The 22,138-nt window shown below is 39.5% G+C and carries 14 protein-coding genes; 8 read left to right on the plus strand and 6 right to left on the minus strand.

What is annotated here, in order from left to right; all coding sequences use genetic code 11:
• Positions 1 to 27 precede the first annotated feature (27 nt).
• From AC2SLN_RS02710 to AC2SLN_RS02720, 3 genes are all read left to right on the plus strand, one after another.
• Positions 28 to 1,182: an extracellular solute-binding protein gene (locus AC2SLN_RS02710; protein WP_486548705.1), complete on the plus strand. Its 1,155-nt coding sequence runs from the start codon at positions 28 to 30 to the stop codon at positions 1,180 to 1,182.
• A 231-nt stretch (positions 1,183 to 1,413) separates the two neighbouring features.
• Positions 1,414 to 2,901 (plus strand): ABC transporter permease, encoded by a 1,488-nt coding sequence (locus AC2SLN_RS02715; RefSeq protein ID WP_486548704.1) that lies wholly within the window; start codon positions 1,414 to 1,416, stop codon positions 2,899 to 2,901.
• A gap of 274 nt (positions 2,902 to 3,175) precedes the next feature.
• Positions 3,176 to 4,390 (plus strand): ABC transporter ATP-binding protein, encoded by a 1,215-nt coding sequence (locus AC2SLN_RS02720; RefSeq protein ID WP_486548703.1) that lies wholly within the window; start codon positions 3,176 to 3,178, stop codon positions 4,388 to 4,390.
• 322 nt (positions 4,391 to 4,712) lie between these two features.
• Here AC2SLN_RS02720 and AC2SLN_RS02725 read toward each other — a convergent pair whose 3' ends face one another.
• Positions 4,713 to 5,525, minus strand: a complete 813-nt coding sequence (locus AC2SLN_RS02725) for a methyltransferase domain-containing protein (protein ID WP_486548702.1) — start codon at positions 5,523 to 5,525, stop codon at positions 4,713 to 4,715.
• A 356-nt stretch (positions 5,526 to 5,881) separates the two neighbouring features.
• On the opposite strand from AC2SLN_RS02725, the gene gyrA reads away from it, so the two are divergent.
• The 5 genes from gyrA (at position 5,882) to AC2SLN_RS02750 (ending at position 14,933) form a co-directional block, all read left to right on the plus strand.
• Positions 5,882 to 8,659, plus strand: coding sequence for a DNA gyrase subunit A (gyrA, locus tag AC2SLN_RS02730; protein WP_486548701.1), 2,778 nt, complete (start codon positions 5,882 to 5,884; stop codon positions 8,657 to 8,659).
• Between the two features lie 144 nt (positions 8,660 to 8,803).
• Positions 8,804 to 9,502 (plus strand): glutathione S-transferase, encoded by a 699-nt coding sequence (locus tag AC2SLN_RS02735; RefSeq protein WP_486548700.1) that lies wholly within the window; start codon positions 8,804 to 8,806, stop codon positions 9,500 to 9,502.
• Positions 9,492 to 9,713, plus strand: coding sequence for a hypothetical protein (locus tag AC2SLN_RS02740; protein WP_486548699.1), 222 nt, complete (start codon positions 9,492 to 9,494; stop codon positions 9,711 to 9,713). The genes AC2SLN_RS02735 and AC2SLN_RS02740 overlap by 11 nt, the downstream gene beginning before the upstream one ends.
• Positions 9,714 to 10,370: 657 nt before the next feature.
• Positions 10,371 to 12,959 carry an ATP-dependent chaperone ClpB gene (gene clpB / locus AC2SLN_RS02745; RefSeq protein WP_486548698.1) on the plus strand — a complete coding sequence of 863 codons (2,589 nt, stop codon included), beginning with the start codon at positions 10,371 to 10,373 and terminating at the stop codon, positions 12,957 to 12,959.
• Positions 12,960 to 13,304: 345 nt separating this feature from the next.
• On the plus strand, positions 13,305 to 14,933 hold the full coding sequence (locus tag AC2SLN_RS02750) for a BCCT family transporter (protein WP_486548697.1): 1,629 nt from the start codon (positions 13,305 to 13,307) through the stop codon (positions 14,931 to 14,933).
• 228 nt (positions 14,934 to 15,161) lie between these two features.
• Here AC2SLN_RS02750 and AC2SLN_RS02755 read toward each other — a convergent pair whose 3' ends face one another.
• From AC2SLN_RS02755 to AC2SLN_RS02775, 5 genes are all read right to left on the minus strand, one after another.
• A complete protein-coding gene (locus tag AC2SLN_RS02755; protein WP_486548696.1) occupies positions 15,162 to 15,941 on the minus strand; it encodes a hypothetical protein in 780 nt (259 codons plus the stop codon).
• Positions 15,942 to 16,213: 272 nt separating this feature from the next.
• Positions 16,214 to 17,053, minus strand: coding sequence for a MipA/OmpV family protein (locus tag AC2SLN_RS02760; RefSeq protein ID WP_486548695.1), 840 nt, complete (start codon positions 17,051 to 17,053; stop codon positions 16,214 to 16,216).
• A 130-nt stretch (positions 17,054 to 17,183) separates the two neighbouring features.
• Complete coding sequence (locus AC2SLN_RS02765; protein WP_486548694.1) at positions 17,184 to 17,930, minus strand: rhomboid family intramembrane serine protease; 747 nt, start codon at positions 17,928 to 17,930, stop codon at positions 17,184 to 17,186.
• Between the two features lie 550 nt (positions 17,931 to 18,480).
• Positions 18,481 to 19,692 (minus strand): alpha-hydroxy acid oxidase, encoded by a 1,212-nt coding sequence (locus AC2SLN_RS02770; protein WP_486548693.1) that lies wholly within the window; start codon positions 19,690 to 19,692, stop codon positions 18,481 to 18,483.
• A 576-nt stretch (positions 19,693 to 20,268) separates the two neighbouring features.
• Positions 20,269 to 22,038, minus strand: a complete 1,770-nt coding sequence (locus AC2SLN_RS02775) for an L-lactate permease (RefSeq protein ID WP_486548692.1) — start codon at positions 22,036 to 22,038, stop codon at positions 20,269 to 20,271.
• Positions 22,039 to 22,138 lie beyond the last annotated feature (100 nt).

Genomic DNA, 22,138 nt, shown 5'->3' on the forward strand with positions numbered 1-22,138 from the left:
TTAAGTCGACAGTTTTAAGAGGGATTTATGGGTATTTTGCAACGTTCAGTAAGCCGATCAACACACATTTTGAGTGCACGCACCTTATTAAGTGTTGGTATTTTAAGTAGCTTTACCGTTTTAAGTGGTTGTAGCAAAACAGAAGACCCAGTGGAACATTCAGAGATTACCACTGAAGAACAAAGCGCCCATGAAGCTAAAGCGCATTCACCCGATCATGATACTACTGCCTCAACTGACGTAGTAACAATCTATTCATCTCGTAATGAGCAGTTAATACAGCCGTTACTGGATAAGTTTACCGCAGAAACTGGCACACCAGTTGAATTAGTTACAGATAAAACTGGCCCATTAATGGCACGTTTAGAAGCGGAAAGTAAAAATACACCTGCTGATATACTGTTAACTGTTGATGCAGGTAACTTATGGCAAGCTGGCGAGCAAGGTTTGCTTCAGCCACTAAAGTCAGAATTAGTCAATAAAAACGTACCTAATAAATACCGCTCATCTGATGATTTGTGGACGGGCTTATCGCTGCGTGCACGTACTATTTTTTATGACCCAGCTAAAGTAAATGAAAGTGATTTATCAACTTATGCAGATTTGGCCGATCCAAAGTGGAAAGGTAAGCTTTGCCTTCGCACTTCTAAAAAAGTTTATAATCAATCATTAGTTGCTAGTATGATTGAGCACTACGGTGCAGAGAAGACAGAAGAGATCGTTAAAGGTTGGGTTGCTAACCTAGCGGCACCTGTATTTAGTAATGATACAAAAATGCTAGAAGCTATTGCTTCTGGTCAGTGCGAAGTAGGGGTTGCAAACAGCTATTATTATGGACGTATTTTGGAAGAAAATCCTGATTTCCCAGTTAAAATTTTCTGGGCCAACCAAGGTACAGGCAGTGAAGCAACGGGTACTCATGTAAACGTATCAGGTGCTGGTATTGTTAAAAACTCTGATAATGTCAAAGGGGCCCGTCAGTTAATCGAGTGGTTATCTTCGGATACTGCTCAGGGCGAATATGCAAGTAGTGATAAAGAATTCCCTGTAAAACAAGGTGTTGATAAGTCTGAAATGCTTAACTCATGGGGCGAATTTAAACAAGATGACATTAATGTGACTGTATTTGGTAAACGTCAATCCGAAGCGGTTCAATTAATGGATCGTGCTGGTTATGAGTAAATAATATATGAGTAAGTAATATTATTTATATAGTCACTTTGATTTAGATAAAACAAGCGGTTTACCGCTTGTTTTATCATTATGTATTATTTGATTACTCCCTAAACTGCAAGCGCATTTATGAGATTAAACGTATCTAATCGTGAATTAGTAGCGAAATCGGTCCTTGGACTTATTTCGCTTTTTATGTTGATACCAATTTTTATTGTAATGCGCTCATGGTTTGAGCCCATGGCAGATATATGGGATCACTTGTTAAGTTATGTATTACCACAGGTATTAAAGAACACCGCATTAATATTAGGCTTAGTTACTGTTATTGCAGGTAGCCTGGGGACTTATTTAGCATGGCTAACAAGCATGTACCGTTTCACGGGGCAAAAGTTTTTTGTGTGGGCGCTCATGCTGCCATTTGCTATCCCAGCTTATGTATTAGCATTTGTTAGCATGGGTATGTTTGATTACAGTGGCATTGTTCAGACGACCCTAAGAGATATGGGGGTTAGTGGGTCATTCACACACATTAGAAGTGTGTGGGGAGCAGGAGTTATTTTATCTCTGGTATTTTATCCTTACGTCTACTTACTGGCGCGGCAGGCATTCTTATCACAAGGTCAGAGAGCGTTAGAGGCAGGGCAAATGCTTGGACTATCGCGCCGCGGTGCTTTTTTTAAGGTAGCTTTGCCGCAAGCTATGCCATGGATAGTTGGTGGATTACTCTTAACTTGGATGGAAACCCTTGCAGACTTTGGGGCAGTGTCAGTTTTCAACTTGGATACCTTTACAACAGTAATTTACAAAGCTTGGTTTGGCTTCTTTAGCTTAACTACTGCCGCTCAACTTGCTGCTTTATTGATTACCACTGTTTTTATTGTTTTATTGTTAGAACGGTATTGGCAAAAAAGACGCAGCTATTTACCCAGTAATGGACAACGTCAACGTGAAACTTTGACAGGTTTCAGAAATATTTGGGCGTTGGTTTTCTGTGGCTGTGTATTTTTTGTAGCATTTGCTTTGCCCATGATTCAGCTCATAATATGGGTGATAAAAAACTATCATATTGATTTGAATGCACGATATTTTGGTTTCGTCGTTAATACGGTGTTGATTGCTATATCTACGGCCACTGTAATTGCTACCTTAGCCTTGTTGGTTGCTTGGTTGCTTAGACAATTTCCCGGCCGTAGCAATCAACTCTTGGTGTCTTTGGCAAATCTAGGTTATGCCGTACCGGGTACAGTATTGGCAGTAGGTGTGTTTATCCCAATCGCTTGGTTAGATAATACGCTGATTGCGAATGGCGTGGTTAAATCGCAAGTGCTAAGTGGCAGTATTATTGTAATGCTATTGGCACTGGCAACACGTTTTATGGCTGTTGGCTTCCAGCCAATTGATCGTCAACTTAACCGTTTGACCCCTTCTCAGGAACAAGCCGCTCGTCTACTAACCCCAAACCGTTGGCAGCGCTGGCGACATGTTTACTTACCTGTTATTAGTCCAGGTGCCTTTACGGCTCTAATAATGGTATTTGTTGAAGTAACAAAAGAGATGCCCATTACTTTAATGACTAGGCGCCAAGGGTGGGATACTCTAGCCGTACGAATATTTGAAATGACCTCGGAAGGTATGTATGAAAGGGCAGCACTTCCCAGTTTAACCATTGTATTGGTGGGGTTGCTTCCGGTTATATTGCTTATTCGGCAATCTGATAAAATCTAATTTATTTAATGATTTACCGCTATCATGTTGCATAAGAGGATCATTAATTTAATTTTTCTACTCAGGTTTTTGAAAAATATGTCAGTATAGGGTATTTAACATTTTTTAAAACGCACTCTTTAAAACGCACTCTTTAATGCATTTAGTTATTTTAATGTACTTAGTTATTAGATGCATATAATCCTTAATACGATTGCCAATAGACTCATCAAGTCAATGTTGCTGTCACAAAACGTTTCATAATAGCTAAAAAAAGATGAATGGTGAAATCTCTATGCAAGTAAGCTCAACTTTAAATAGTGATAACGCAAGTGGCATGGCGAACTCCCCGACTAGCCAGCCCTATTTTAGTTTAGAGGATATAAGCGTAAGCTTTGGCTCTACGGATGTTGTGAAATCGCTGTCTATGACATTGCAAAAGGGAGAGATTGGCTGCTTACTTGGGTTTAGTGGCTGCGGAAAAACCACAGCACTTAGGGCGATTGCTGGGCTTGAAACTCCTACACAAGGTGTTGTTGAGCTAAATAGTAAAACCTTGACAAAGGTTCAAAATAATAAAGTGCTTACGCAAATTGTGCCTGCTAAACGTGGGATGGGTATGGTATTTCAAGACTATGCACTATTTAGCCATCTAAACGTTAGTGAAAATATTGGGTTTGGATTGCATCGTTGGCGTAAGTCGGATCGGCAAGATCGAATCAGTGAAATGCTTGAACTAGTTGAATTGAAAGAACATGCCAATAAGCGTATTAATGAGCTATCAGGGGGGCAACAGCAGCGTATTGCATTGGCACGGGCGCTTGCCCCCAAGCCTGAGTTGTTACTCTTAGATGAGCCATTCTCAAACCTAGATATGATGCTAAGAGAATCTTTAGCGGCTAAGGTACGAGAGATTTTAAAGCAAACCCATACCACTGCTATTTTGGTTACTCATGATCAGCAAGAGGCTTTTGCAATCGCTGATAAAGTCGGGGTAATGCATCAGGGAAAAATGGCGCAATGGGCAACACCAGATGAGTTATATCATGAGCCAAATAGTCCTTTTATTGCTGAGTTTGTAGGCGAAGGTGCGATGATTGATGGCATTATTGAACAAGGGGTAATCAAAACTGCGCTTGGAGATATAAAGCGCTATCCTGAGCCTATTCATGCCAACAATCAGGCGCTGGATTATGATACCTATTTTCATCAAGGCGAGGTGTGCGAATACGATTATCCCAATGGCACTAGAATTAAAGTATTGATACGACCCGATGATATCGTGCATGATGATGATAGTGATAATAGAGCCATAGTGACAGGTCGTGTATTCCGTGGGGCCAACTTTCTGTATCGTTTACAGTTAGATAATGGTGAAGAGGTGCTCTCACTTGTTTCAAGCCATCATGACCATCCGGTTGGCTCCTCAATTGGTTTTCAGCCACTTTTAGCGCATGTGGTGTTATTTCAAGGCGATGGTGTGGATATAACAACTTGGAATCGTATTTAAACCAGTTAATGATAAAAGTAAGCTTGGGTGTCAATAAAACGGATAAAAAAAGGGTTTAGTTGATGGCTAAGCTAAATTTCTGGTTTTTTTAACCTGTATTCACAACCTATAGTTGCTTTTTGCGCCTAAAATAAGCTAACTACTTGGTTAGAGTTAAGATTAAATAGAATACTATTCAACCCGAGCTTTTCACTTAATCTTGCCTTGTATTGACTCATTTTATTCTAAAAACCTCCTAACTTTAGCTTATGACTTTAGTTTATGACTACAGGTTCTTAGATGTTTATTTGCTATTAGATTAATTCTAGGAAAAAGTATCAGATCAGCTCGGATTACTTGCTGCTAATATATGTAAATAGCGTCCTAGCCATTTATAAGGGGCTTGTGTTGAATATTTAAGCTCCATCTCAATGACTGCTTCTGGATTGGTGTGACCCCCTCGTTTGAGTGTGGCATAGTCATGAAACACGCGAAGCCCAGTGACCTGATTTATCTCAAATCCTTCATCTATGAGCCACTCCCGAGCATCTTCATAACTGACGGGATTATTAGGCGTTAAGCTCTTTATATTATCAGACTTAAATTCAGGATTATTTAGCAGGTTAAAATTGCCCATAATCAAGTTGCGATAGACAAAGCTGGCAGGGTTATAAAAACATAAAGACAGCACCCCGTGCTGAGCCAACCATTGGCTAAAAAAAGACATGATATCTTTAGGGTGTCCTAGCCATTCTAATAAGGCATGGCATAAAATGAGATCATATTTACTATCCTTATTATCACTACTAACGAGTGTGCTATCTAGTGTTTGATAAGGGCCGCTTATCCAATGTATTCTATCTTTAATACTTAATCTATCGGCTGTCATTTTGGCTTGGGCGAGCATATTTATTGAGATGTCATTGATTGTAACGTCATGACCTTGTTTCGCTAGGCTCAGCGATATCTGTGCCAATCCAGCACCAATATCTAATATTCTAAGTGGTCGATCAAGCTTTTGAGATAAGTCATCCACTACCTGTTTAAGATCTCTTCTTAGAACAGCTAATCGTATCTCTCCTTTGAACCCGCCATATACCTTCTTGGCAAAGTGTTCGGTAATGGGGTCAAAATTCCGATCTTCATTAAAATCCATGGCGTTTCACTCATAAAGGCTAAGATAAGTCGCATCTTATGTTGACTATGAATAGCCAGAGCTGACTATAAATAGCGCTGATGCTAAAGTTATAAACTCTGAGTATAGACCACTTGCTATTAATTTGAAGATAACGATGGATATTTTTTAGATTGTCTTATTTGGCTTTTCAGCAATACCCTATAAGTAAACCCCAGTCAAAGTCCCGCAAAAGATGAAATTATGGTAAAATGTCCTTCTTAATAATCGTGTTAATTCTGCTATAAAAATTTAAAAAATCGTTTGCAGTTAGCCGCTCTATAATCTTGAAGTGTTTCAAGTTTTTTTGGCTAACCTGTTCACATGGAGAGATATGTATGAGTGATTCGGTCAGTCCTATTGCCATCGTAGATGAGATGAAGCAATCCTACCTTGATTATGCGATGAGCGTTATTGTATCTCGAGCGCTACCTGATGTACGAGACGGGCTGAAACCAGTGCATCGCCGTATTATGTATGCCATGCACCAACTGTCAAACGACTACAATAAACCCTATAAAAAGTCTGCTCGTGTGGTCGGTGACGTCATTGGTAAATACCACCCACATGGCGATACTGCCGTTTATGATGCTATTGTCCGTATGGCTCAGGACTTTAGTTTACGTTATCCAATGGTAGATGGACAAGGTAACTTTGGTTCTATTGATGATGATCCAGCCGCTGCCATGCGTTATACCGAAGTTCGTATGACTAAGCTGACCCATCAAATGCTGGCTGATCTAGATAAAGACACGGTAGATTGGGAAGATAACTATGATGGCTCTGAGCGTATGCCAAGCGTATTGCCAGCCCGCGTGCCCAATTTATTAGTCAACGGGGCAACAGGTATTGCTGTTGGTATGGCAACAAACATGGCACCACACAATTTAACAGAAGTTGTGAATGCCTGTTTAGCCTATGCTGAAAATCCAAATATTTCTGGCGAAGAGTTAACGAATTTTATATCAGGTCCTGACTTTCCTACGGGCGGCATCATCTATGGCCGTGCGGGTATTGTTGATGCGTATCGTACCGGTAAAGGTCGTCTTCATATTCGTGGGCGCTATCACATCGAACCTATGTCGGATACGGGTGTTAACCGTGAACGTGAACGCATTGTGTTTACCGAAATTCCTTACCAGTCAAATAAAGCCAAATTGATTGAGCGTATTGCTGAACTGGTACGTGACAAAAAGATTGAAGGAATCTCTGAGATTCGTGATGAGTCTGATAAAGATGGTATGCGTATTGCTATTGACTTACGCCGTGGCGAAGTTGCTGAAGTCATTGTTAATAACTTATTTTTACAGACCCCACTAGAGTCAAGTTTTAGTATTAATATGGTGGCGTTAGATAATGGTCAGCCAAAGCTTATGACCTTACGTCAGCTTATTGCTGCCTTTGTGCGCCATCGTCAAGAAGTGGTTACTCGCCGAACTATTTATGATTTAAATAAAGCCAAGGCACGGGGTCATTTATTAGAAGGTCTGACAGTTGCCCTAGCTAATATTGATGACATTATTCAAACCATCAAAGAGTCTGCGAACCGCGGTGAAGCCCGTGAAAAGCTATTGGCTGAGATATGGGATTCAGGCACAGTAGTAGCTATGTTATCAGCAGCTGGTCGAGGTACTTTAGAGTCTGGAGACATTCGTTCTGTCCGCCCTGATTTCATTGAAGGTGAGGATTTACGTAATCCTTTTGGCTTAATTGATAATGGTAATAACTACCGCCTATCACTCGAGCAAGTTAACGCCATTTTAGAGATGCAATTGCATCGTTTAACAGGTCTTGAACAGGATAAATTGACCGAAGAGTATCAAGATATTTTACGCCAGATTGCAGAGCTTGAATCCATCCTTGCAGATTTTGATAAGTTGATGACGGTTATCAAAAATGAAATGATTGAGATTCGTGATAATTTTGGTGATGAGCGTCGTACTGATATTGTTGATTCACGTACCGATTTTAGCCGTGAAGATTTAATTCCTGAGCAAACAGTCGTATTAACGGTATCTCGTACAGGTTATGCTAAAACTCAGCCAGTTGATGAATACGTCGCGCAAAAACGTGGTGGTAAAGGTAAGTCTGCTACTGCTATGAAAGAAGATGATGTGATTGATCATCTGGTGGTAACTTCTACGCATGCAACGGTTCTATGTTTTACCGATAATGGTCGGGTATTTAGCCTGCGTGGTTTTGAAGTACCTATTGCAAGCCGTGGCGCTCGAGGTCGCCCTCTAGTCAATATTATTGGCTTAGATGCTGATGAAGTCGTTACAACTATTTTACCAATTCCAAAAGTGGTTGAAGAATTACCAAAAGATAGCGAACCGTTATCAGATGATATTGATGAAGAAGAAGGAAAAGTAGCAAAAGGTCCTTTTGTTTTCTTTGCTACAGCTAACGGTACAGTAAAACGAGTTGAATTAAAGCATTTTGCTAATATACGCTCAAATGGCCTAATTGCAATTGGGCTTGAAGATGGTGATAAGTTAGTGTCTGCTCGCATTACTGATGGCACTCAACAAGTGATGTTATTTGCCTCAAGCGGTAAGGCCATTCGTTTTGATGAAAATGATGCTAGGGTAATGGGACGTACTGCTAAAGGTGTTCGCGGTATGCGCATCATCAAACAAGATATTATTAAATCGTTAGTGGTTATTGAGGACGATGTTAAAGAGATCCTTATCGCCTGCGAAAAAGGTTATGGTAAACGTACACCAATTGAGGAATTTAATGCTCAAAATCGTGGTGGTGGTGGTGTTATCGCCATTAAAACCAGTGAGCGCAATGGATGTTTAGTACGGGCAACTAAGGTAGATCCAGAAGACGATGTTATTCTCATCTCTAATAAAGGTACTTTGGTTCGTACACCGGTTGCGCAAGTGGCGATGTCAGGACGAAATACGCAAGGTGTTACCCTTATTCGTTTAGCAAATGATGAAGTGTTGGTTGCGATGGCTCGTGTAGAAGATACTGGTCAAGAAAGTGAGCTAATTGAAGCCTTAGCTGAAGATGGTTTACTGCAAAGTGCTGATCAAAAAATAGAAGTTAATATTAACGAGAAGATCGAAGATGAGCTCTCTGATGATAGCGATAGTAGCTCCCATTAATAGACGCTTGTTAATCTGCGCTTGTTAAGATTTGAGAGCTAACAGGTTGTTATTAGAGTGCTAATATGTCTCTGCTATGTTCGTGATTGCATTCTAACTGGATGTATAGCACTTTATTTTCAAACTTAAAGTTGAGGTATGCAAATGTCAAAGCTACACTTTCATCATTTAGAAAACTCACGGTCTTTCCGAATTCTATGGCTGTTAGAAGAGTTGGGACTCGATTATAAGTTGACCACTTACCAGCGCACTAAGTCTGGTTTTGCTCCGAGATGCCTCGAACAAGTTCATCTAAACGGTAAAGCACCTATTCTACAAGTTGATGGGTTAGGGGATGATGGGGAAGTGCAATCATTGGTTGAGTCAGGGCATATTATTGATTATTTGATGGCTGCCTACGACACAGACTATAAACTTCATCCTAAAACGGATCCGAATAGTAAGACATGGCGTGACTATGATTTTTGGATGCACTATGCCGAAGGTTCCATCATGCCTTCTTTGGTTATGCGATTGGTTTTTTCAAAAATTGTTGAACGTTCGCCGACCTTAGCAAAGCCAGTTACCAAAAGTATTCGCAAACAAATTGAAGCGTCCATGATCTCTAAAAATTTAGATAAGTCCATGACGTTGGTAGAGCAACAATTGAGTGATACTAAGTGGTTTGCTGGCAGTGAGTTCAGTGCTGCTGATATTCAGATGGCTATTGTGGTCAAAGCAGCAAATGCGGGTCATAGCCTAGACAGGGTAACCTATACCAATACGCTAAACTGGTTAAAGCTTATTGAAGCACGGCCAGCCTATCAAGCGGCTGTAACAAAAGGGGGCGGGCTTGAGTTCTAAAAATTCTAATGCCACACCTTTATCTTCTAAGCCAGAGGAAAGGCCTGAGATACTTAAGTCTTGGAAACCTAAGCTATTGGTACTACTGCTTTGTGCGGTTAGTTTCTATGCAGGATGGCAGGCCAGTCGTTCCTATTTGGTTAAAGAATGTTATGGTGCTGGTGGACAAGCAAGTGTCAAAAACTCTTTAGTTATTTGTCAGTTGCCGTAAAGCTTAGACTGAGTTGGTTATAAAGTTTTATAAAGTGAACCCCATGGGGTTCATTTTTTTTGAATAATAATTAGACAGCGCCACGTCATATTTACTATGCCTTACCTTAAAAGTAAGGCGCTGCTTATTATAGTCATTGAAGTTATTGAAAGTTGATAGGCTATAAATGGCTGCATGACGGTCAAAGCCTGCTAAATGTTTGATTCATATTTTACTATTCTCTCTCCATTATTGGCTAGAGTGGTTTTGGTATAAAAAATGAGGTCTCTAGTTTTCATCTAATAGGAGTAATCTTGAAATTGAACAATAGATAACCATTATTAAACTATCAACCATTTAGGCTAAGGTATCAAAATTCTGGATATTTAAATAGCTTCAAATAGTAATTAGGCGAATGACTATATAGTTATATTAAATGATTGACAAAATAAATAAATTTTGAATAGCACTTGAAATTTTAAGGGTTAAGCCACATATATATGACAGAACAGAGCAACTTATTGCATAAGCAGGTAGCAAACTAATGAGTATGTTTTTGTAAAAGTTTACCTAGAAAGTTAAGCAATATTTTACGTTAGATGATTGCGCCTAATCACTACTCACTAGATAAGTTGTCTCATATTTGAACATGATACTAATTATTAAAAGGATAAATCCATGAGATTTGACAAATTTACCCAAAAGCTTCAAGCCGCAATACAGCAAGCCCAAAGTTTAGCGATTGGACGAGACCACACAGGTATTAGCCCAGTACATTTAATGGCAGCGCTTCTTGAAGATGAATCAAATATATCGATTTGTCAACAAGCGGGCGCTAGTGTACCTGCTCTCAAAAATGGTGTGGCTAAAGCACTCGATAGCCAAGCAACACTCAATAACCCTACCGGTGAAGTTAACCTTAATGCAGATGCAGTTAAGGTTTTGAACTTAGCAGATCGTCAAGCGCAAAAAGCGGGTGATGACTTTATTGCCACTGAATGGGTGTTATTGGTATTGTCTGAGCAGGGCGAAACTAAAAAGATATTCGCTGAGGCAGGTGTCACACCTGAAAAATTAAAAGCGGTTATTGAGCAGCTTAGAGGTAGCCAAACAGTGAATGATCAAAATGCAGAAGAGCAGCGTGATGCTTTAAATAAATACACGATCAATCTGACTGAACGTGCTGAGATGGGTAAGCTTGATCCGGTAATTGGCCGTGATGAAGAGATTCGCCGTACCATACAAGTTTTATCGCGTCGTACCAAAAATAACCCCGTGTTAATTGGTGAGCCAGGTGTCGGTAAAACAGCCATTGTTGAAGGTTTGGCGCAAAAAATTATTAATGGCGATGTGCCAGAAGGTCTGCGTAATAAAGAAGTATTGTCACTTGACTTAGGGGCGTTAATTGCAGGTGCTAAGTTCCGAGGCGAGTTCGAGGAGCGTCTGAAAGGGGTGTTAAACGACCTCGCTAAGCAAGAAGGCAATGTCATTTTATTTATCGATGAGCTGCATACTATGGTAGGTGCAGGTAAAACTGATGGGGCGATGGATGCAGGTAATATGCTGAAACCTGCACTGGCTCGTGGCGAGCTACACTGTGTGGGGGCAACGACCCTTGATGAATATCGTAAGTATATTGAAAAAGATGCTGCACTTGAACGTCGTTTCCAAAAAGTGTTGGTGGATGAGCCGTCCGTGGAAGATACCATTGCTATTTTACGGGGATTAAAAGAACGTTATGAGCTGCATCATGGGGTAGATATTCAAGACAGTGCCATCATTGCAGCAGCTCGTATGAGTCATCGCTATATTACAGACCGTAAACTGCCAGATAAAGCGATTGATTTAATCGATGAAGCGGCTAGCCGTTTACGCATGGAGATGGATAGTAAGCCTGAAGCTTTAGGTAAATTAGATAGTCGTCTTATTCAGTTAAAAATGCAGCGTGAGGTGCTTAAAAATGAAGAAGACGCTGGTGCTCAAGCAGAACGCAAAGTTTTAGATGAACAAATCGAAGAGCTTGAAAAAGAGTATGCTGACTTAAACGAAATCTGGCAAGCTGAAAAAGCACTTGTTAAGGGCAGTCAACAGCTAAAAGATGAGCTCGATAAAGCTCGTATTGCTTATGAGAAGGCGAGCCGTGAAAGCGACTATGAGACCATGAGTAAGCTACAGTATGAAACTATACCGCAGTTAGAGAAGCGTATTACTGAGTCTGACCTTGCAGAACAAAAAGAACAATCAGGCGAGGGCAGTGGCATTAAGCTGTTACGCAATAAAGTAACCGATAATGAAATTGCCGAAGTAGTGGCGGCTGCCACAGGTATACCTGTAAGCAAAATGCTACAAGGTGAACGCGATAAGATGCTAGCTATGGAGGAAAAGCTTCATGAGCGAGTTATCGGTCAAGATGAAGCGGTGCAGTCAGTAGCTAATGCTGTGCGTCGTAGCCGTGCAGGGTTATCGGATCCAAACCGTCCCTCTGGTTCGTTCCTATTTTTAGGGCCAACTGGTGTTGGTAAAACTGAGCTTACTAAATCATTGGCAAACTTTTTATTCGACTCAGAAGATATGATGGTGCGTATCGATATGAGTGAGTTTATGGAGAAGCATAGCGTCAGTCGCTTAGTAGGCGCGCCTCCAGGTTATGTTGGCTATGAAGAAGGCGGGGTGCTTACAGAAGCGGTTCGTCGTAAGCCATATAGTGTGATCTTATTTGACGAGGTTGAAAAAGCGCATCCAGATGTGTTTAATATACTACTTCAAGTGCTTGATGATGGTCGTTTGACAGATTCGCAAGGTCGGGTAGTGGACTTTAAGAATACCGTGATTATTATGACAAGTAACTTAGGTTCGCACAAAATCCAAGAGATGGCAGGCGATGAATACGAAGAGATTAAAGCGGCGGTAATGGAGTCTGTCGGTCAGCACTTCAGGCCAGAGTTTGTCAATCGTATTGATGAGATTGTCGTGTTCCATCCATTAGGTATGTCACAAATGGCGGGTATTGCTGATATTCAAATTGATCGCCTTCGTAAGCGTTTGCAAGAGCGTGAAATGAGTATTAAATTGTCTCCAGATGCTATGCATAAGCTTGTTGCAGTGGGTTATGACCCAGTGTATGGTGCGCGTCCACTTAAACGGGCAATTCAGCAGAAAATTGAAAACCCGTTGTCATTAAAGCTGTTAGCAGGCGATTTTGTAGCGGGCGACACAATTTTTATTGATGTAGATGATAATGACGATTTGACATTTAGCAAAGCTTAATAGTTCACTTTTAATTTAATCCCTTTACATGCCAATGCATGTAAGGGGATTTTTTATGAGTATCAATTTAAAATGATTCTACTAAAGCAACCACGCCACAACTTTGACCAAAGAGTAATTATTAAGTTTTAGTGTATAACTCATAGGAAGATTTATATATTAAATCCGAGCCGGATATCAATACAGATTCTTGGCCTAGCTCAATTAAAATATGGTCTATCTAGATAGATTTTAGCTAATATTATAATTAATATTGTTTAATAAATTTAACTAATTCCATATATTTATTTGATAATTTAGTGACAAATTGTTAAGGTCATGCTTCCAAAATTAATAGGAGTATTTATGAATCACGTCAAAGTCGGCCGCTTAGGGCCATTTCCACGGGTTAGTAAGCCTGTTTTCATTATTTCAAGTATTCTTATTATTGGTTTTATCATCTTTGGTTCCCTCTTTACTGAACAAGCTGGTGCCTTATTTAGTTCCTTGCAAAACTTTATCACAACGACATTTGGCTGGTTTTTTATTATTTTAGTCAATCTAGCCTTGGTCGTGTGCATTTATTTGGCGATGAGTCGCTATGGTGATATTCGCTTGGGTCACCAAACTGAAACACCTCAATATAGTCTTTTATCCTGGATTGGGATGCTGTTTTCCGCAGGTATCGGTATTGGATTAGTGTACTGGGGTACAGCGGAGCCCTTGTATCATTTCATGGCACCTCCACTGGGCGAGCCGGAAACTATAGAAGCAGCCAAGCAAGCTATGAATATCTCATTTTTGCATTGGGGCCTTCATGCTTGGGCTATCTATACAATCGTCGCATTGTCATTGGCTTATTTCCATTTTAGGCGTGGTCTACCCTTATCTATTCGTTCAACGTTATACCCTCTTTTAGGTCAAAAAATTTACGGCCCGTGGGGGCATTTTGTCGATATTTTAGCGGTATTTGGCACTATGTTTGGCGTTGTTACCTCTCTAGGCTTAGGGGTAATGCAAATTAACTCAGGTTTAGAACAATTATTTGGTGTACCAAATTCTTTACCAATTCAGTTCGCTATTATTGCTTTTATTACCGTTTTAGCTGCTGGCTCTGTGATGATGGGTCTTGATAAAGGGATTAAGCGTTTAAGTAATGTGAATATGAGTTTGACGGTTATTCTCTTGGCCTTTATGGTAATACTGGGGCCAACGCTATTTATTTTTGACAGCTTTATCGAGAATATCGGTAATTATATATCAGTGATTATTCCGTTAGGCTTTTGGGGTGAGTCATATAGTGGTACGGATTGGCAAAGTAGTTGGACTATCTTCTATTGGGCTTGGTGGGTTAGTTGGTCGCCATTTGTTGGTGTGTTCATTGCTCGTATCAGCCGTGGCCGTACCATTCGCGAGTTTATTTGGGGTGTCCTATTAATCCCGATGACAATCTTATTCTTTTGGTTTACCACATTTGGTGGTGTGGCTATAAACATGGAGCTTTTAGGCGATCCTGGTTTAGTTGCTGCTGTTCAAGCAGACTCAGGTAGTGCAATTTTCCGTTTAGTTGAGAGCTATCCATTAGCAAAGCCTATAACTTTTCTAATCGTTATCATGATTATGCTGTGGTTTGTTACTTCATCAGATTCAGCCAGTTTTGTGATAGACATGCTTACTGCGGGTGGCGATATCAATCCCCCAAAAATTCAGCGTTTATTTTGGGCAACTACTGAAGGATTGATTGCCGCTATCTTATTGGCAGCTGGGGGCTTATCAGCGCTTCAAGCCGCTGCGATTGTGGCTGGTTTTCCCTTTGCCATGGTCATACTGGTAATGATGTATGCGTTAGTGCGAGGCTTAGGTCGGGATAAATTGATTTTATATAGGAATCAAATACGTTTTATTACTGATGAGTCTGTTGAACATAATTCAGCCAATGAGTTTGTGGATGAAGATCTTCTAAAAGGCCCTCCAAAAATTGTCAAAGGGGACTAGGTTTAATTATGAATAAACTATTCATTGAATAGATAGTAAAATTAATCTATGAGTTGAACCTATTAAAAATAGAAGTTAATAAATAGAATCCGATCAATAAAAAGCCCTCATAAATTAATTATGGGGGCTTTTTTTGAGTTCTATTTATAATCGCCAATTAACTATTCATAAACTTATATACTATTCACAACTAGTGATAACTAATGAAGTTTTACCCTTCTTGACTATTTAGCCTTCTTGACTAGGGGTTACTGCATCACTAATAGGATTTAACGGCCCTTTCATAAGTTCAGGCTCATCATCTGGAGTAATGATTTCTTCTCCGCTCTTATTCATGAGCAAATTACGAACATTGATTTGCGTTTTTAAAGTCAATTGCTGCTCTTCAGTGACTCCATAGTTAACCTGTACTTTATGCAGCGTGCTCATGATTTTTTTATTCTTTTTTAGCCATCGGCTTATATCTAAATACAATATGTTATCTTTAGAGCGGGTAATATTTATTTTATTTAATATCATAGCCAGTGGGTCTTTATGCAAGACACTGTGATAGAACCAAATAAATAGTTTGATACCAGTAAGCTTTATAAATGATTCACAGCGTAATTTTATAACATCCGTATTGGTTTGTTGAGCAAAGACAAAACGTTGTACCTCTTTATCAATCTGGGCATGCACCAGTCCAAAATTTGCCGCTACTTCTGCATATATACCGGCAGCATCGACAGTGCAATATAGTCTAAACCAATCATCGTGAAGTTCAATACGTAGCTCAAGGATTTGTTTAACGTTTTGCGTTACAAACTTGTCTAGTGCAGCATTTAACTGTTCTTGGCTAACAGGAATGGGGAACTCATCATCAACCGCATTTGTTGCTTTATCATACACTGAGGTTAGCTTGCTACTAACAAATGACCAAACATCCGTGAGACTAAATTTCATATTATCATCGTCGTCGTTATATGCTTGGTTAGGCATGACGTTATTAGATTGCTGGCTGTGTGGCACGAATCACCTTCTTAAGTATTAAAGATTTAATAGCAGTGGACTCATTATAATATAGAATGACTCTTATTTTTAAATAAAGATAGAGTTTACCTTTCCAAGAAATAAATTAGCAATGACAACCCGTTAAGCCCGCATAGGTTCTTAAAGTACAAAGTGAGACCATTAATACAAATTTAGAGCATAAATAGGCCAAGCCAGACTTAGAGTCTGGCTTGGCAAAATTAGATGATGTAAAGAGGTGTCATTGGATTAAATCAAGCGTACATTATTGTTTAAAACTTATACAACACACCTATTGTAGTACGATAGGTCGTACGGTTATCTACCATAGGGCTATCGGCTTGTTCATCCGCAAGGTAACCAACTCTTTGACCCAAAGATAACATCCAATCTTTGTTAATATCATAAGTGGCATTCAGATTTATATATGGGCTGATGCTTGAATCCGCATCATATTGCTTAATTCCCGTTTTGACAGACTCTTTTTCAGAAACTCCGAAATAATAGTCATTGTAAGTGTCATTCGCCCATTCTACCCCTACGCTAGGATATAACGTTAAATCCCCAGTCTTATACCTTGTGGCTAAAGACAATTTCGCAAGCGTTCCCTCGCTATTTCCAAGAATATCGGTCTCAATTTGCCCTTTAATCGCACCATAGGGAATACGGCGCTGATAGCTAATGCCAGCCATACCAGACCATTCACGTTCGTCTAAACCTCTAAAGGCACCTTTTGCATCGTCTGGATCAAATTCATAGCCATTAGGTTGAAAATAGGCAGCAACTTCATTTTCAGAGTTATTGATCAAGTAGCCGCCCAATTGGCTACCTCGTGCATACACTTTATCGTTATCATAAATTAGACTGGGTAGGACTTTGACAGCTGTATCATCAAGGTCGTAAGGGCTACCAAGTGCCATGACACTGAGACCTGCATTCAGGCCTATTTTATCATTAGACGAAGATTCCTGTGTATTTGCTTGAGCAGCTCCTACAGATAATAAGGCTATACTGGTAGTAAGCAACGTATGGCGAATAGACTTGCGAATCGGCATTTTCGCTAATATAGATGACGGTATATCAGTGATACTCGAATTGTTTAATTTGTTCATAATATTGCTCATTCCAATTGAAAATAAATAACTAGGGTCGTTAATTTAAAGGTTAGTTTTAACCAGTTGTTTTAAAACGAAGGTTATTACTACTAGTGTGCATATATTAAGTTGATGAGATATATTTAAACTATATCCCTAACTGTAGATGCAAGTCCAGCCATAACCAATAAAAAATTAAAGTTACTAATAAAAAGGCAAACCAAGGCATCGCTTTGAGTAAAGGATGTGCTTTAGTAACAGAAAATCGGTAACCCAATAGAATAAAAATAGTTAAAATAGCACCGGTCAAAGCGCCCCCAATATGACCTGCGTTATCAATGCCAGGAACAGCAAAGCCGTATAAAAGATTTATACTCATAATAAATGCTAAGCTTTTCAACTGGCTTCGGTCCCCAGTCTTAGGTAATTTAAGTAACGTGTGTTTGAGAAGCTCGACTATGAGTAACGCCATGCCAATGCCCATAATCCCACCGGATGCACCAGCTGAAATACCCGGAATACCGTCCGTATTAATGATTTTCCACCAAGTGACATAACTATTTAGTATATTGCCACCAACAGCAGATAATATAAATAATAGAAAAAATTTTATTGAACCAAAGGTAACTTCAGCAACCTGACCAAAGTAATACATGGCAAAAGTGTTGAATAATAAATGCATAAAGCCGATGTGCAAAAACGCACTGGTTACCAAGCGCCATGGCTCGTATCCCAATGTATAGGGTAGGGCGTTGGCTCCCCATGTGATAAGAGACAGACTGCTAGGGCTATTTATATCAACCCCTGTAGCTACTTGGAGTATAAATAGAGCAACAAAGATTATAAGTAGAAGGGTTGTTATCGGAGCTCGGCGGAATAGTATTTGTAAATTCATAAGTTATGTTTGTGGCACATAAAGTACTCATTTTAGCATAGGATCATCCAACATAATGAACAGTTGTAGAGGGTATTAAGCTTGGAAATATAGAATTGATAGGGCGGCGATAGAAGTTTTAATATAAAACTGCAATAATGCAATACAAGTAACAACTGCAAAAAACCACATTAGACTAGGGTGTGCCCATTTACAGGAAATTACGTTTTATAGGTTAAAAAAGGCTAAATTTGCATCAAACATAGGGTAATTTCTAGCTAATATGATACTGTTTTATCGAAATCATTCTTGTTTGATGCTAACGTATATCATTGTATCCTATTCCTATAATCCTATAAATGAGGATACGCCCTAGTGATTAGCATGATTCGTCTGTCTCACTACTCTAGTTTTGGGTAGTGTAGCAGTTAGCAAACGTAGTAAGTGTAGACACTTAATATAAGTAAAGACACTTAATATAAGTAAAGACACTTATACAATATAACTAGACCGAGAAGTTAGAAGTTATGTGTAGAAGTTACCCATCTTTCAAACCTCTTTTTTAGATACATTAACCCCACCGAATCGTGTCAATCTTAGGCGGTGCAGACTTAAGCCCTTCGTAGGATCCTCTCACTAAGATATCGGATGTGACATTTTGTATGTTTGTATGGCCACAGAATGCCATAGTGACATCGCACTCTTTGTAAATTATTTCAAGAGCACGGCGAACACCATCCTCTCCGTAAGCACCTAGACCGTATAAAAATGATCGTCCAATTAATGTACCTTTAGCACCTAAGGCTATTGCTTTGAGCACATCTTGACCTGAGCGAATACCACTGTCTAACCAAATTTCGATATCACTATTTTCAGCTTGCACAGCTTGTACAATATCAGCTAAAGCTGAAATAGAGGAAGGAGCACCGTCTAATTGTCGGCCACCGTGGTTGGAGACTACCATAGCATCAGCACCACTGCGAGCGGCCATGATAGCATCCTCCGGCTCCATAATGCCTTTGATGATAAGCTTACCACCCCACATCTCTTTAATTTCTGCTACTTGATTCCAGTTTAAACCGGGATCAAATTGTTCTGCCGTCCAAGCAGATAGGGAAGAAACATCCGTGACCCCTTTTGCGTGACCAACAATATTACCAAAAGTACGACTTTTAGCGCCTAACATGTTGTAGCACCATTCAGGCTTTGTCATCAGGTTTATAATATTCTTAATGGTGGGTTTTGGCGGTGCGGTTAATCCGTTCTTAATATCCTTATGGCGCTGCCCCAACACTTGTAAATCGACTGTTAGAATAAGGGCCGAACAGTTTGCATCCTTAGCACGCTTGATAAGGTTTGCCATATATTCTTTGTCACGAGTCACATATAACTGAAACCAAAAAGGATTATTAGTATATTCAGCTACCTGCTCGATTGAACAAATACTCATTGTAGAAAGTGAAAATGGCACACCAAATTTTTCAGCAGCACGAGCAGCATGCATCTCACCATTTGCCCACATCATGCCTGTAAACCCAGTTGGTGCTATAGCCACAGGCATTTTTACATCGTGACCAATCATAGTGGTTGCTAAGCTTCTGTTCTCCATATCAACTAATACACGCTGACGCAGTTTAATACGGTCAAAATCAGTCTCATTATTACGATACGTCGTTTGAGTCCATGATCCAGAATCCACATAGTCATAGAACATACGGGGAACTTTACGCTCAGCAACAACGCGTAAGTCTTCAATTTCCGTCATTTTAGATAAGTCTTTCATGATTTTCTCTCACTTTAACCTTATTTAATGGGTTCGAATTATATAATAAACCTTTGGTAGAGTTAGGGCGTGTCTTAATTTACAAGAACTAGCATTTTACGGTTTAAAACGGGTTATCTTCCCGTCAAACAGGGTCTGATTTTTTAGTCAATATGCTTATGCTTGCTTCTAAACCATTCGTGTTTAATGACAATCTATCATCTATCTTATTTTTACACTTCTAATCTAAATGAGGATATCCCTTAATCATAATTTTATATGCACTATGGCTATAGCTATATTAGCAATAGAGCCAGTTAAACTATAATGAGAGGTAGTCAAAATAAAAATGTACTTCCATGATGCCTATGCAGCTAAGTTACTTAAAATGTTTTATAGCTAGAGGTTATTAATTATAGATACATATGTATTTATTCTAGATAATGTATTGAACTCTTTTAAAATGAATATATATGTAAAATAAGGCGAAGGATGATGATGCAGTTTCATAGATTAATAAATAAATTTAGATGTTTATTAATAAAATACGTAATAGAAACTGCATCAGGTTTACTCATTAAGCTTCAGTTATGAGCTTCAGTTATGAGCTTTAGCTTTTGTAAACTTGCCAGATAATGACATGATTAATAAGAAGGATAATGGCCATGCAATAGCCAGAGTCCACCAAACTATACTACCAAATATCACAGCCATGCCTAAGAAACCAGCTTGAACGACATAATAAATCATAGCAACTAGGGTTTTACGTATAACGTAGCCCTCTTTGTTAATGAGACCTACTACAGCACAGGCTGCAACCACATTATGCACTGAGATCATATTACCGGCAGCACCACCAATGGCTTGTAAGGCAACTACTTGTGCAGCAAGATCAGAACCTAAGCCAATTTGACTCGCAGTTGACCACTGGAAGTATGAGAACATCATGTTACTTACCGTGTTTGAACCGGCAATAAATGCACCCATAGCCCCAATCCAAGGAGATACCAATGGCCAAGTGTTTGCAAATGCATTACTTGCACTTTCAGCCAACATTAGCGGCATTGCAGGGAGTGCAGTTGACAGCTCAGATGTGGCACCTGAGTTGATAAATACTTGTACCATAGGAACAGATAGCAGTAAGGCAGGCGCTGCTGCAATCATAGTTTTGCCAGAGTTTGACCAGCTACGCTTGATAGACTGCTTGTCCATCTTATAAATCCAGATGCACAACAATGAGGTAATCAGCAGGATACTGCCTGGCGAATATAAAAGTTGAATCTTACTTGAGATAGTGGTGCCAAATAAGTTTGCAAATTTAATGGTTGCCATATCGCCAACTAAAAAGGCTTTTAATGGTGCAACGACACGGGTAATGATAAGTAACAATATAACAATGATATAAGGAGCAAAGGCTCTTACAACAGAAAATCTAGGGGCAACAGTGTCATCATACTTCTCTTCTTGTAATGATCCTAACCACTCTTTATCCCAATGTGCTCTTGGACCAAAGTCAAAAATCTCTTTAGGCATTAAGAACCCACGTTTTGCAGCCGGAACAACGATCAATAGACCGATAAAACCACCCACCAAAGAAGGGAATTCAGGCCCTAAATATTTAGCGACTAAGAAATAAGGTACGGTAAAACAAATACCTGCAAATAAGGCAAACGGCCAAATTTTTAACCCTTTAACAAATGACCTTTTCTCTCCGAAGAAACGAGTTAAAAAAGCACTTAAAATTAGGGGGATTAAGACACCAATCAGTGCATGGAATAAACCAACATTACCAGTAATTAAAAGTAGGTAATCAGCAACAGTAGAGGGCTCAATAGCTTGAGCTAAATCTTCTTTGTTATCAATACCAGACCATACGCCAACTAATAAAGGCGTTCCAACAGCCCCAAAAGATACTGGTGTAGACTGGATGATAAGAACTGTCATTACAGAAGCCATAGCCGGGAAGCCAAGGGCTAATAATAAAGGTGCACCAACTGCGGAAGGTGTACCAAATCCAGATGAGCCTTCAACTAGAGAACAAAACAACCAAGCGACTATGATTGCTTGAACACGCCTGTCAGGGGATATATCCATAAACCCCCTGCGTATAGCGATAACAGCGCCACTTTCTTTTAAGGTATTGAGTAGTAAAATAGCCGTAAATACAATAAATAAGATAGTTAGAGCAACAATAATTCCGTTGGTTGTTGCTGCTGCAACTTGAGCACCACTCACATTCCATACAAATAGAGATAATGCCGCAGTAACTATATACGCAGCACCCATAGAATATTTGGCGGGAAGCCTCATTACAACAAGTAGTAAAAAAACAATTAAGATAGGCATTAATGCCAAAAATGTATACATATAACTTCCTTGTTTAATTCTTTAAACAATTTTTAAAATCGTTGAAAAAAAATTTATTAAGTTTCAATACTTACCTATTACCTAGCTATTCAAAAAAATG

It is taken from the genome of Psychrobacter sp. CX90, assembly GCF_057396305.2.